12 protein-coding genes are annotated in these 13,363 nt (G+C 72.9%); 2 read left to right on the forward strand and 10 right to left on the reverse strand.

The annotated features are described in order from the left end of the window. From ACFY6S_RS10700 to hrcA, 8 genes are all read right to left on the reverse strand, one after another. The gene (locus ACFY6S_RS10700; RefSeq protein WP_388830419.1) at positions 1-1,020 is read right to left on the reverse strand and encodes a PhoH family protein; all 1,020 of its coding nucleotides are present in this window, start codon (positions 1,018-1,020) and stop codon (positions 1-3) included. Positions 1,021-1,154: 134 nt separating this feature from the next. After that, positions 1,155-2,267 (reverse strand): carbohydrate kinase family protein, encoded by a 1,113-nt coding sequence (locus ACFY6S_RS10705; RefSeq protein WP_388830416.1) that lies wholly within the window; start codon positions 2,265-2,267, stop codon positions 1,155-1,157. 118 nt (positions 2,268-2,385) lie between these two features. Next, a complete protein-coding gene (locus ACFY6S_RS10710; RefSeq protein WP_388830413.1) occupies positions 2,386-3,294 on the reverse strand; it encodes a ribonuclease Z in 909 nt (302 codons plus the stop codon). A gap of 5 nt (positions 3,295-3,299) precedes the next feature. Then, complete coding sequence (locus ACFY6S_RS10715; RefSeq protein WP_388830411.1) at positions 3,300-3,659, reverse strand: histidine triad nucleotide-binding protein; 360 nt, start codon at positions 3,657-3,659, stop codon at positions 3,300-3,302. A 90-nt stretch (positions 3,660-3,749) separates the two neighbouring features. Next, on the reverse strand, positions 3,750-4,499 hold the full coding sequence (locus ACFY6S_RS10720) for a 16S rRNA (uracil(1498)-N(3))-methyltransferase (protein WP_388830408.1): 750 nt from the start codon (positions 4,497-4,499) through the stop codon (positions 3,750-3,752). Then, positions 4,496-5,575: a nitronate monooxygenase gene (locus ACFY6S_RS10725; RefSeq protein ID WP_388830405.1), complete on the reverse strand. Its 1,080-nt coding sequence runs from the start codon at positions 5,573-5,575 to the stop codon at positions 4,496-4,498. The genes ACFY6S_RS10720 and ACFY6S_RS10725 overlap by 4 nt, the downstream gene beginning before the upstream one ends. Positions 5,576-5,720: 145 nt before the next feature. Then, a complete protein-coding gene (gene dnaJ / locus ACFY6S_RS10730) occupies positions 5,721-6,860 on the reverse strand; it encodes a molecular chaperone DnaJ (protein WP_388830402.1) in 1,140 nt (379 codons plus the stop codon). After that, entirely contained in the window at positions 6,861-7,877 is a 1,017-nt protein-coding gene (hrcA, locus tag ACFY6S_RS10735; protein WP_388830399.1) for a heat-inducible transcriptional repressor HrcA, read from the reverse strand. Between the two features lie 225 nt (positions 7,878-8,102). On the opposite strand from hrcA, the gene ACFY6S_RS10740 reads away from it, so the two are divergent. Both ACFY6S_RS10740 and ACFY6S_RS10745 read left to right on the forward strand, forming a co-directional pair. Further along, positions 8,103-8,828: an MBL fold metallo-hydrolase gene (locus tag ACFY6S_RS10740; protein WP_388830396.1), complete on the forward strand. Its 726-nt coding sequence runs from the start codon at positions 8,103-8,105 to the stop codon at positions 8,826-8,828. A gap of 33 nt (positions 8,829-8,861) precedes the next feature. Beyond that, positions 8,862-9,689, forward strand: a complete 828-nt coding sequence (locus tag ACFY6S_RS10745) for a DUF3097 domain-containing protein (RefSeq protein WP_388830393.1) — start codon at positions 8,862-8,864, stop codon at positions 9,687-9,689. Between the two features lie 112 nt (positions 9,690-9,801). Here ACFY6S_RS10745 and hemW read toward each other — a convergent pair whose 3' ends face one another. Then, positions 9,802-11,034, reverse strand: a complete 1,233-nt coding sequence (gene hemW, locus ACFY6S_RS10750) for a radical SAM family heme chaperone HemW (protein ID WP_388830390.1) — start codon at positions 11,032-11,034, stop codon at positions 9,802-9,804. 103 nt (positions 11,035-11,137) lie between these two features. Next, entirely contained in the window at positions 11,138-13,198 is a 2,061-nt protein-coding gene (locus ACFY6S_RS10755; protein WP_388830387.1) for a SpoIIE family protein phosphatase, read from the reverse strand. Between the last annotated feature and the right edge of the window lie 165 nt (positions 13,199-13,363).

Raw genomic sequence — 13,363 nt, forward strand, 5'->3', positions numbered from 1 at the left:
CTACTTCCCGTTTTCGTTGTCGTACCGCTCGTACGCGTCGACGATACGGCCGACGAGCTTGTGCCGTACGACATCCTGGGACGTGAGCCGGGAGAAGTGCACGTCCTCCACGCCCTCCAGGATGTCCTGGACCTGGCGCAGACCGCTCTTGGTGCCGCCCGGCAGGTCGACCTGGGTGATGTCGCCGGTGATGACGATCTTCGAGTCGAAGCCGAGCCTCGTCAGGAACATCTTCATCTGTTCCGTACTGGTGTTCTGCGCCTCGTCCAGGATGATGAAAGCATCATTCAGGGTCCGGCCGCGCATGTAGGCGAGCGGCGCGACCTCGATCGTGCCCGCCGCCATCAGCCGGGGGATGGAGTCGGGGTCGAGCATGTCGTGCAGGGCGTCGTAGAGCGGGCGCAGATACGGGTCGATCTTCTCGTAGAGCGTGCCGGGCAGGAAGCCGAGCCGCTCCCCCGCCTCGACGGCCGGCCGGGTCAGGATGATCCGGCTGACCTGCTTGGACTGGAGCGCCTGGACCGCCTTCGCCATGGCGAGGTACGTCTTGCCCGTACCGGCCGGGCCGATGCCGAAGACGATCGTGTGCTTGTCGATGGCGTCGACGTACCGCTTCTGGTTGAGCGTCTTGGGGCGGATCGTCCGGCCCCGGCTGGACAGGATGTTCTGCGTGAGCACGTCGGCGGGGGTCTCGGGACCGTCCGCACCGCCGTTCTCACTCGCCCTGAGCATGGCAATGGAGCGTTCCACCGCGTCCTCCGTCATCGGCTGACCGGTGCGCAGCACCAGCATCATCTCGTCGAACAGGCGCTGGACGAGCGCGACGTCCGCCGCGCCGCCCGCCGCGCTGATCTCGTTTCCCCGGACGTGGATGTCCACGTCGGGGAAGGCCCTCTCGACCACCCGGAGCAGGGCGTCGCCCGATCCGAGGACCATCACCATCGGGTGTGAGGCGGGCACGGTGAACCGGGCGTGGGCCTGCCCCGGCGCGGGGGTCTGGGCTGTAGGTGTCTGAGTCATGGGCCGGCGCTGTGGCCTGCGCATACCTCCCGTTGCAGGGTTCTCGCTGCTCGACAACCTCTGGGTTACCAGCGTACGACCCCGCGCGGACAGCGCCCCAGTGCTTTTCCTTGCGCCCTGGGCGAAGCGGCCGCTCAGGCCGAGCGGCCGAACCCGATCGTCGGTACGGCCCGCCGCAGCGGCCACGGGCGGGGCGGCGCGGGCAGCATCTCCGCCAGGAAGCCGTAGCGCCGCAGGGCCGCCGGGTCCTGGTCCGAGCAGCCGTGCACATAGCTCCACCAGGCGGCGACCTCCGCCCAGCCGGGCGCGGACAGCGACCCGCCGAACTCCTGCACGGAGAGCGCGGCGGTCAGCCCCGCGAAGGCCAGCCGGTCCGCGAGGGGCCAGCCGGCCAGTGTGCCGGTGACGAATCCGGCCACGAAGACGTCGCCCGCCCCCGTCGGGTCCAGCGCCTCCACCGCGATCGCCGGGACCTCGGCGGTCTCACCCGTGGAGCCGTCCACCGCGTACGCGCCCTCAGCGCCCAGCGTGACCACCGCGACCGGGACCCGCTCCGCGAGCAGCCGGGCGGCCTCCCTGGGGCAGTCGGCGCGGGTGTAGCGCATCGCCTCCTCGGCGTTGGGCAGGAACGCCTCGCAGTGCTCCAGGTCCGCCAGCCCGGCCAGGTCCCAGCGGCCGGTCTCGTCCCAGCCGACGTCGGCGAAGATCCGGGTGCCGAGCCCCGCCGACCTGGCGATCCACTCGTCCCGGCGCCCCGGTGCCAGCGCCGCGACGGCGGCACGCGCGCGCGGCGGGCACTCCGGCAGGGCGCCCTCGGGCGGTGGCGCCTCGTGGCCGTGCGAGACCATCGTGCGCTCGCCCTCGTACGCCATGGAGACGGTGACCGGCGAGTGCCAGTCCGCGACGGTGCGTGAGCGGGACAGGTCGATGCCCTCGCCCTCCGCGAGCGCGTCCCAGCAGTACTCGCCGTAATGGTCGTCGCCGAAGGCGGCGGAGAGCGAGGTGCGCAGTCCGAGACGGGCCAGCGCTGTGGCCATGTTGGCGATCCCGCCGGGGCTCGATCCCATGCCACGCGCCCAGGACTCGGTACCGCGCACGGGCGCGCTGTCCAGACCCGTGAAGACGATGTCGAGGAAGACCGTGCCCGTCAGATAGACGTCGCACTCCGGATCGTCGGGCCTGCGCAGTCCCTCCAGCGGGTCGACATGGGCGATGTGGTCCAGCGGGTCTCCGTTGGGTGTGATCACGGCGGGCTCCCGATCGCGTGCGGATCACGACAGTCTGCCCGATCCAGCGGACCCGAACGGATCCGCGGTCCGCCGCCGTGCCCGAGCGAGCCGCCCGGAAGGCCGGTGGCGGGCCCGGTCAGCGGGCCCGCTTGGGCAGCGGCACCCGTACGAGGTCGGCGGCGATCGTCAGTTCGCCCTCGAACCCGGCGGCGCGGGCCTGCCGTTCGAACGCGCCCGGGTCGGGGTACCGCTGCGAGAAGTGCGTCAGCACCAGATGCGCCACCCCCGCGTCCCGCGCCGCCCGCGCGGCCTGGCCCGCCGTGAGATGGCCGTGGTCGGTCGCCAGCCGTTCGTCCTCGTCCAGGAACGTGGACTCGATGACGAGCAGGTCGCACCCCTCGGCCAGCGCGTGCACCCCGTCGCAGAGCCGGGTGTCCATCACGAACGCGAACCGCTGTCCCCTGCGCACCTCGCTGACCTCGTCCAGCGTGACGCCGTTCCAGGTGCCCGCGCGCTGGAGCCGGCCGACGTCGGGCCCGGCGATCCCGTGCGCGGCCAGCCGCGCCGGGTCCATCCGGCGCCCGTCGGGCTCCACCAGGCGGTAGCCGTAGGACTCGACGGGGTGGGAGAGCCGGTGCGTCTCCAGGGTGTACGAGGGGGTGCTCGCGAGGACGCCGTCGTGGCGCACCGGCGCCTCGGTCAGCGCGACGGACTCGCGGTAGGCCGTGGCGTACCGCAGCCGGTCGAAGAAACGCTGCCCGCTCGCCGGGTAGTGGGCGGTGATCTCGTGCGGCACCCGGTCGAGGTTGATCCGCTGGATGACCCCGGCGAGCCCCAGCGAGTGGTCCCCGTGGAAGTGGGTGACGCAGATGCGGTTGAGGTCGTGCGCGGCGACGCCCGCGCGCAGCATCTGGCGCTGGGTGCCCTCGCCGGGGTCGAAGAGGAGGCCCTCGCCGTCCCAGCGCAGGAGATAGCCGTTGTGGTTGCGGTGGCGGGTGGGCACCTGACTGGCGGTGCCCAGGACGACCAGTTCCCGTACGGACAAGACCGCTACCCGGGAGGCCAGTTGAGGCCGCGTCCGCCCAGGACGTGCGCGTGCGCGTGGAAGACGGTCTGGCCCGCGCCGGAACCGGTGTTGAACACGATCCGGTAGCCGGTCCCGTCGACCTGCTCGCCGGCCGCGACGGCGGCGGCCTCGCGCAGGACGTCGGCGGCGATCAGCGGCTCGGCGGCGGCGAGGGTGCCCGCGTCCGGGTAGTGCGCCTTGGGAATGACCAGCACATGCGTGGGGGCCTGCGGGTTTATGTCCCGGAAGGCGACGGTGGTCTCCGTCTCTCGGACGACGGTGGCCGGCACATCGCCCGAGACGATCTTGCAGAACAGGCAGTCGGCCTGTGGTTCTCCCGCCATGGCGCGGGCCTCCTCGACTCGGCGCGGCGGCCGCCGCGGCTGATGATCGATTCCGTACGGACGCATGCTATCCGGCGCCGGACGCCCTGTTCAGGACCAGCGGCCGGTGCGGGCCATCACCACGGCGGTGGCGACCGTTCCGGCGGTCGAGGTGCGCAGCACCGTGCTGCCGAGGTAGTACGAGCGCGCGCCCGCCTCGGCGAAAGCCGCCAGTTCCTCGGGGGACACGCCGCCTTCGGGCCCGACGACCAGCACGATCGAGCCCTCGGTGGGCAGTTCGGCCACGGCCAGCGGCTCGCTGCCCGCCTCCTGGTCCTGGTGCAGTACGGCGGCGAAGTCCGCCGTCGCCAGCAGCGCGGCGGCCTGCTTGGTGCTCATCGCGTCCGCGACCTCGGGGAACCGCACCCGCCGCGACTGCTTGCCCGCCTCGCGCGCGGTGGCCCGCCACTTGGCGAGGGCCTTGGCGCCCCGGTCGCCCTTCCACTGGGTGATGCAGCGGGAGGCGGCCCACGGGACGATCGCGTCGACGCCGGTCTCCGTCATGGTCTCGACGGCGAGTTCGCCCCGGTCGCCCTTGGGGAGCGCCTGGACGACGGTGATGCGCGGGCTCTCCGGCTCCGCCTCGGACACCGAGTCGAGCTGGACGATCAGCCGGTCCTTGCCCTCGCTGCCCAGCACCACGCAGTCGGCCCAGCGCCCGGCGCCGTTGGTCAGGACGACGTCCTCGCCCGGCCGCATCCGCTTCACAGCGACGGCGTGCCGCCCCTCGGGCCCGTCCACGACGAACCGTCCGCCGGGTCCGGCAGCGAAGTCGTCGACCAGGAAGACGGGAGCGGTCACGAGGCGTCCTTCGGCTCGCACGTCAACGCGGCGCGGGCCTCGGTGAGTTCCGCGTGCAGCAGCTCCACCAGCTCGCCGGCGGGCAGTTCACGGGCCAGCCGGTGGCCCTGCCCCGCCCACAGCGCCATGCCCTGCGCGTCGCCCAGCCGCGCGGCGGCCTTGCGCAGTCCGGAGGTCAGGTGGTGGACCTCCGGGTAGGCGGCGGGCGCGTACGGGCCGTGCTCGCGCATGAAGCGGTTGACGAGCCCTCGGGCGGGGCGGCCGGAGAACGCCCGGGTCAGCTCGGTCCTGACGAACAGCGGATTGGTCATGGCCTGCTTGTGCAGCGTGTTGGCGCCGGACTCGGGGCACACCAGGAACGCCGTGCCGAGCTGCGCCGCGTCCGCGCCCGCCGCGAGGACCGCCGCGATCTGGGCGCCGCGCATGAGTCCGCCGGCCGCGACGACCGGGATCTGCACGGTCTCCCTGACCTGCGTCACCAGCGACAGCAGCCCGAGGCCCGCGCCGTCGGTGGCCGGGTCGTCGCGGTGCGTCCCCTGGTGGCCGCCGGCCTCGACGCCCTGGACACAGACGGCGTCGGCGCCGGACCACTCCGCGGTCTGGGCCTCCTCGGGGGTGGTCACCGTGACGACGGTGACGGTACCGACCTTGGCGAACGCGTCCAGGGTGGTCCTGGTCGGACAGCCGAAGGTGAACGAGACGACCGGCACCGGGTCGTCCAGCAGGATCGCCAGCTTCGCCTCGTAGCCGTCGTCGCGGCCCGAGTCGGGGTCTCCGAGCGGCGTCTCGTACCAGGTGGCCTCGCCGGCGAGCTGATTGCGGTAGACCTCGACGGCCGCGTGGTCCGCGTAGTTCGGCTGCGGCATGAAGAGGTTGACGCCGAAGGGCCGGGCGGTGAGCCCGCGCAGCTGTTTGATCTCTTCGTACAGACCGTCCGCCGTTTTGTACCCGGCGGCGAGAAAGCCGAGCCCGCCGGCCTCGCAGACGGCCGCGGCCAGCCGCGGGCAGGAAGCGCCGCCCGCCATGGGGGCCTGCACGATCGGATACCGGCAGAGATCGGTCAGTACGGAGGACATGCAGGCATCGTGCCATGCCCTCCGTGACAGCTCCGAATCGGTGTCGCCCCAGCTGTGTGACGGAGCGCCCGACAGGGGCCGCGGCGGAGAAGACACGGCAGGGGCCCGGGGATCGCTCCCCGGGCCCCTGCCGACAGCGGTGCGCCTACCGTCCGTTGAAGGCGTCCTTCAGACGCGAGAACAGCCCCTGCTGCCCCGGCTGGAACTGGCCCGTGGGCCGCTCCTCACCACGCAGCTTCGCCAGCTCGCGCAGCAGCCGTTCCTGCTCGGGGTCGAGTTTCGACGGCGTCATCACCTCGACGTGCACGATCAGGTCGCCCCGGCCGCCGCCCCGCAGATGCGTGATGCCGCGCCCGTGCAGCGGGATCGACTGGCCCGACTGGGTGCCGGGGCGTACGTCGATGTCCTCCATGCCGTCCAGCGTCTCCAGCGGGCACTTCGTGCCCAGCGCCGCCGCCGTCATGGGCACCGTGACCGTGCAGTGCAGGTCGTCGCCGCGGCGCTGGAACATCGCGTGCGCCAACTCGTGGATCTCGACGTAGAGATCGCCCGCGGGGCCGCCCCCGGGGCCGACCTCGCCCTCGCCGGCGAGCTGGATGCGGGTTCCGTTGTCGACACCGGCCGGGATCTTGACCGTGAGCGTACGGCGCGACCGGATACGGCCGTCGCCCGCGCACTCGGGGCACGGCGTCGGGACGACCGTGCCGAAGCCCTGGCACTGCGGGCACGGCCTGGAGGTCATGACCTGGCCCAGGAAGGACCGGGTGACCTGCGAGACCTCGCCCCTGCCGCGGCACATGTCACAGGTCTGCGCGGAGGTGCCGGGTGCGGCGCCCTCGCCCGAGCACGTCGTGCACACGACGGCCGTGTCGACCTGGATGTCCTTGGTCGTGCCGAAGGCCGCCTCGTTGAGGTCGATCTCCAGCCGGATCATGGCGTCCTGGCCACGCCGCGTGCGCGAGCGCGGGCCGCGCTGCGACGCCGTGCCGAAGAACGCGTCCATGATGTCGGAGAAGTTGCCGAAGCCACCGGCGCCGAAGCCACCGGCGCCGCCTCCCCCGCCGCTGGCCGAGAGGGGGTCGCCGCCGAGGTCGTAGACCTGCTTCTTCTGCGGGTCCGACAACACCTCGTACGCGGCGTTGATCTCCTTGAAACGCTCTTGCGTCTTGGGATCGGGATTGACATCCGGGTGCAGCTCGCGGGCGAGCCGCCGGAATGCCTTCTTGATCTCGTCCTGCGAAGCGTCGCGGCGCACGCCGAGTACGGCGTAGTAGTCCGTGGCCACTTACGACTCCGCCAGGATCTGTCCGACGTAACGTGCCACTGCGCGTACCGCTCCCATCGTTCCGGGGTAGTCCATGCGGGTCGGTCCGACCACGCCGAGTTTTGCGACTGCCTCGTCGCCCGAACCGTAGCCGACCGCGACGACGGACGTGGAGTTGAGGCCCTCATGGGCGTTCTCGTGCCCGATACGTACGGTCATGCCCGGATCGGCCGCCTCGCCGAGCAGCTTGAGGAGCACCACATGCTCCTCCAGCGCCTCCAGCACCGGCCGGATGGTCAGAGGGAAGTCGTGTCCGAAGCGGGTGATGTTGGCGGTGCCGCCGATCATCAGCCGCTCCTCGGTCTCCTCGACCAGGGTTTCCAGCAGGACCGCGAGCACCGTGGAGACGGTCCCCCGGTCCTCCGGCTCGAACGAGTCGGGCAGGTCCTGCACCAGCTGCGGGACGTCCGCGAAGCGGCGCCCGACGATCCGGCTGTTGAGCCGGGCCCGCAGATCCGCGAGGGAGGTCTCGCCGAAGGGCGCGGGACAGTCGACCAGCCGCTGCTCGACCCGTCCGGTATCCGTGATCAGGACGAGCATCAGCCGGGCGGGCGCGAGCGCCAGCAGCTCCGCGTGCCGCACCGTCGACCGGGTCAGCGAGGGGTACTGGACGACGGCGACCTGCCGGGTCAGCTGCGCCAGCAGCCGCACCGTACGGCCCACGACGTCGTCGAGGTCGACGGCCCCGTCCAGCAGGTTCTGGATGGCGCGGCGCTCGGGCAGCGACAGGGGCTTGACCCCGGCCAGCCGGTCGACGAAGAGGCGGTAGCCCTTGTCGGTCGGGATGCGCCCGGCGCTGGTGTGCGGCTGGGCGATGAAGCCCTCGTCCTCCAGCACCGCCATGTCGTTGCGGACGGTGGCCGGGGAGACGCCGAGCTTGTGCCGCTCGGTGAGCGCCTTGGAGCCGACCGGCTCCTCCGTGCCGACATAGTCCTGGACGATCGCCCGCAGCACCTCAAGCCTGCGTTCGCTGAGCATGCGGCACACCTCCAGCTGTCGTCCGTCGGATTCTGCTCGGCACTCGTTCTGTTTCCTGCTCGGCACTCGTTCTGCTTGGCACTCGCTCGCGGGGAGTGCCAGTACTCCCCGTGTCAGTGTACGGCCGTGGGGGACACCCCTAGCAAGGCAGCCGACGACGCCGCCTCGCCGGGACCGGTACCGGCGGACACGGCGGCTGCCGGGAGTCTCCCGTAGCGTCCCTGTATGGACGTCGAAGGACATGGGCACGGGTGGGAGCGGCTGGCTCCCGGAGTGAGCCGCCGGCGGCTGCCGGGGTGGGACGCGACGGTGGGGCTGGTGGCCGGGGAGAGCGGCGCCCTGCTGTTCGACACGGGGTCCTCGCTCCGGGAGGGCGCGGAACTCCTGGCGTCGGCGCGGGCGCTGCTCGGCGGGGCCCGCGTGACGCATATCGCACTGAGCCATCCGCACTTCGACCATGTCTTCGGCACCGCGGCGTTCGCGGGGGCCGAGGTGTACGGCGCGGCGGGGACGGCGGAGCTGCTGGCGGCGGACCGCGCGCCGCTGTACGAGGACGCCGTGCGGGAGGGCCTCGCGGCGGCCGAGGCGGCCGAGGCGGTGGACCTCCTGGTGGCGCCCGGGCACGCGGTGTCGGGGGAGCTGGCGATCGACCTGGGCGACGGCGCGGACGTGCTGCTGGCCCGGGTGGGCCCCGGCCACACCGCGCACGATCTGGCGCTGGTGGTGCCGGGCTCCCCCGCCGTCGTGTTCTGCGGCGATCTGGTCGAGGAGTCGGGGGAGCCCCAGGCGGGCCCGGACGCGGTCCCCGCCCGCTGGCCGGCCGCGCTGGACCGGCTGCTGGCGCTGGGCGGCCCGGACGCGGTGTACGTACCGGGGCACGGGTCGGTGGTGGACGCGGCCTTCGTCCGGGCGCAACGCGACGCGCTGGCGGCCCGTTTCGGCGTGTCGTAGCCCTCACCGGCCGTCCGGTTTATCGTCTTGCGAATGCGCAGCTACAGCCCCGACCTGACCCCGCCGTGGAAGAAGAGGTCCACCCCCGCGCCGGAGGTGCCCGCCGAACCGGATCTGGTGGTCGAGGAGGTGTCGACGGGCTTCTGCGGCGCGGTGATCCGCTGCGAGAAGACGGCGGAGGGCCCGACGGTCACTCTTGAGGACCGCTTCTCCAAACACCGGGTCTTCCCTCTGGTGCCCGGTGGCTTCCTGTTGGAGGGCCGGGTGGTGACCCTGGTCCGTCCCTCGGCCGGGGGCCCGGCGCGGCCCGCCCGTACGGCGTCGGGCTCGGTCGCCGTCCCGGGGGCCCGGGCCCGGGTCGCCAGGGCGGGGCGCATCTATGTGGAGGGGCGGCACGACGCGGAGCTGGTCGAGAAGGTCTGGGGCGACGACCTGCGCGTCGAGGGGGTGGTCGTGGAGTATCTCGGCGGGATCGACGATCTCCCCGCCGTCGTCGCCGACTTCGCCCCGGCGCCGGACGCGCGCCTGGGCGTCCTGGTCGACCATCTCGTGCCCGGCTCGAAGGAGTCCCGCATCGCGGCGTCGGTGACGGGCGCGGACGTCCTGGTGGTGGGCCATCCGTACATCGACGTGTGGGAGGCCGTGAAGCCGTCCTCGGTGGGCATCGGGGCGTGGCCGGTGGTACCGAGGGGCGAGGACTGGAAGACGGGCGTGTGCCGGGCGCTGGGCTGGCCCCCGAACACGGGCGCGGCCTGGCAGCACATCCTGTCGCGGGTGCACTCGTACAAGGACCTGGAACCGGCGCTGCTGGGACGGGTGGAGGAGCTGATCGACTTCGTCACGGCCGGTGGCGACGCCTGATGTCTCATGTCTGATGACTGACGTCTGGTGTCCGGGCAGTGTCTGACGCCGGGCGGCTGCCGAGGCCGGCCGGCGTCCCGGACGCGGGCGGTGCCCCGACGCGGGCGGGTGATCAGTCCACCAGGTCCCTGACGACCGCGTCCGCCAGCAGCCGCCCCTTCAGCGTCAGCACCGCGCGCCCCTCCGTGTAAGGACCGGCGTCCAGGAGGCCGTCCCTTACCGCGCGGTCGGCCGCCGCCGCTCCGGCGGGTTTCAGCAGGGACAGGTCGCAGCCGTCGGCCAGCCGCAGTTCGAGCAGGACGCGCTCGACCCGGCGGTCCTCCTCGGTGAGGATCTCGCGCCCGGCGCCCGGCGAGCGGCCCTCAGCGAGCGCCTGGGCGTACGCGCCGGGGTGTTTCACGTTCCACCAGCGCACGCCGCCCACATGACTGTGGGCACCCGGTCCCGCGCCCCACCAGTCGGCGCCGCGCCAGTACAGCTCGTTGTGGAGGCAGCGGCCCGCATCGGAGGTGGCCCAGTTGGACACCTCGTACCAGGAGAAGCCCGCCTCGGCGAGCGCCCGGTCCGCGATCAGATAGCGGTCGGCGTGCTCGTCGTCGTCCGTCATCGGGATCTCGCCGCGCCGGATGCGCCGGGCCAGCCCGGTGCCCTCCTCCACGATCAGCGCGTACGCCGAGATGTGGTCGGGGCCGGCTCCGAGCGCCGCCGCGAGGGTGTCGCGCCAGTCGTCGTCGCTCTCCCCCGGCGTGCCGTAGATCAGGTCGAGGTTGACATGTTCGAATCCGGCCGCGCGGGCCTCCGCGACGCACGCCTCGGGGCGTCCGGGGGTGTGGGTACGGTCCAGGACCTTCAGCACGTGCTGCTTGGCGCTCTGCATCCCGAAGGAGATCCGGTTGAAGCCGCCCTCGCGCAGGGCCGCCAGATAGGCCGGATCGACCGATTCCGGATTCGCCTCGGTGGTGATCTCGGCGTCGTCCGCGAGCCCGAACTCGTCCCGGACCGCCCCCAGCATCCGGACGAGATCCCCGGCGGCGAGCAGCGTGGGGGTGCCGCCGCCGACGAATACGGTACGGACCTGCCGGGGGTCGTCGCCCAGCACCTTCCTGGCCAGCCGGACCTCGTCGGCCAGCGTCTCGGCGTAGTTGTCGCGGGAGGCCAGGACGCCCCCGGAACCGCGCAGCTCGGTCGCCGTGTACGTGTTGAAGTCGCAGTAGCCGCAGCGGGTCGCGCAGTACGGAACGTGCAGGTAGAAGCCGAGCGGCCGGTCCGCCGCGCCCGCCAGCGCGTGCGGGGGCAGCGCGCCGGTCTCGGGCATGGGGTCACCGTCGGGCAGTGCGGAAGGCATGTCCCCAGTGTCCCGTACGGGACAGGTGAACGGCGCCGCGCGGTGGCCGCGGGCCGGACGGCGGCCCGGTGGCCCGCGACCCGTACGGGAGAAGCCCGGCCCGTCACTCGGCCTGGAGCACCAGCAGCGCCAGATCGTCCCCGGGCGGTGTTTCCGCGAACTCGTGCACGGCACGCCGTATCCGCTCCGCCACGCCCTGTGCCGTCATCCCCACGCATGCCGCGAGGGCCCGCGCGAGCCCGTCGCCGTCGTCCAGCAGGCGCCCGCCCGAGCGGCGCTCGGTGACCCCGTCGGTGACGCAGAGCAGGGTGTCGCCCGGCTCCAGGTCGAAGGTGCTGCTCTCGTACGCGACCTTGTCGACCACCCCGAGGAGCAGCTGGGGTTCGGCCGCCGCCCGTACGGTGCCGTCGGGCCGCAGCAGCAGGGGCAGCGGGTGGCCGGCGCTCGCGAGGGTGCAGCGGATGCCGCCGCCCTCGCCCGGCAGGGGCATCAGCTCGCCGTACAGCAGCGAGAGGAAACGGGCCTGGCCGCCCTCGGCGGGGCCACCGGGCGAGGCCGGCTGCACGGTGCCGGGGATGGCGCCCACAGCGGCCACCGCGCCCGTCGTGGCCATCAGTGACGCCGAATCCGCCGCCTCCGTCGCGTTGTCCAGGAGGAGCCGGTTGAGGCGGTCGAGCACGGCGCCGACGCGGTAGCCCTCGCGTGCGAGCAGCCGCAGCCACGGGCGGGCGAGGCCGGTGACGACGGCGGCTTCGGGGCCGCTGCCCTGCACGTCGCCGAGCATGAAGCACCAGCGGTCGCCCGGCGGGCAGGGGAAGACGTCGTAGAAGTCGCCGCCCGCGAGACCGTCGTCGCTCGGCTCGTACACCAGGGAGCTGGCGATCCCGGGGATTCTCGCCACCTGGCTGGGCAGCAGCCCGCGCTGGAGGACGCGGCTGATGGTGACCTGACGGGTGTAGCGGCGGGCGGCGCCGATCGCGAGGGCGACGCGGCGCGCGAAGTCCTCGACGAGCGCGGCGACTTCGTCGGGGACGGTGCTCTGCCCGGGTCTGCCGAGCAGCAGCGTGCCGAGGGCGCGTCCGTTCGCGACCAGCCGGCAGGCGAGAGCGGCACCACCCCCCGACTTGCCGTCAGGACCGTCTTCGGGTCCGTCCTCGGTGCCGCCGCCCGGCCACGGCACCTGCACCGGTTCGCCCCTGGGCGGGTCCGGCAGGCGTGGCGGCTCCTTGTCCAGGGCGGCGCGCAGGGGCTCGATCCGGGACTCGTCGGCGTGCCAGACGCGGGCCAGCCGGGGCGGGGCGCCGGACTGGCCGCCCGCCCCGTCCAGCCAGACCGCGCACCACTGCGCGAGCCGGGGTACGAGGAGCTGGGTGGCGAGCGCGGCGACGAGTTCCTCGTCGAGCTGTCCCGCGAGCAGTTCGGACGCCTCGGCGAGGAAGGAGAGGGCGCCGCGGCCCGTCCACTCCGGGGCGTCGCGGACCGGGCGCCGGGTCGCGGGCGCGAGGATCTCGGCGGCGCGCAGTCCCCGGCGCAGTACGGGTTCGGCGGGCCGGCCGGGTCCCGTGTCGCGGCCTTCGAGCGGCAGCCGGGCCCAGACGGTCTTGAGGCCGGAGCGGTAGGTGATGCCCCAGCGTTCCGCGAGGGCGGCGACGAGTTGGAGACCCCGGCCGTACTCGGGGATGCCGGACGGCATGCGCTCGCGTACGTCGCCGTCCGGGTCGTCCTCGTCGTCCGTGTCACCGCCCACGACGCGGGCGGGATGGTGGTCGGAGACCTCCAGGACGAGGGCGGCCGGCTCCTCGTCCTGTCCGGAGGCGGCTTCGGCGGGTGTCTCCAGGCGGCAGAGCACGTCGACGGTGGTCCCGGCGTGCACGACCGCGTTGGTGACGAGTTCGTCGACGATCAGCACCGCGTCGTCCGCGAGCAGGTCGGTGCTGTGCCGGCCGGGCGAGCAGCTCTCGTCGCCGTGGCAGAAGGTGCAGGTGGCGAGGAGCCCGAGGCTGGTCCAGTCGGCGAGCGCCGCGCGCGCGAAGCGGCGGGCGGCGGCCGGGGCGAGCGGATTGCCGGGCAGACTGGTATGAGAGGTGGACCGCGCGCCCCCGCGTAACGGCACCTGGGGTGCCGGAAGGTGAAGGGTCTCGCGCGGAATCGGAATGGGCCCCACTGCGGCTCCTGATCCGGTTCTGGCGTTGTGCCGCTTACGATCCCGACAGCGTGACAGACGGAGCGCGCTCCCATCCGCAGAGTCAGGGAAGTCGCGGCAGATTTGTCCCAAGCATTGACATCGGGACGCACTACGGGATCAAGAACGAGATCGGCCACAACACAC

Source organism: Streptomyces sp. NPDC012835 (assembly GCF_042900885.1).
GTDB lineage: Bacteria > Actinomycetota > Actinomycetes > Streptomycetales > Streptomycetaceae > Streptomyces.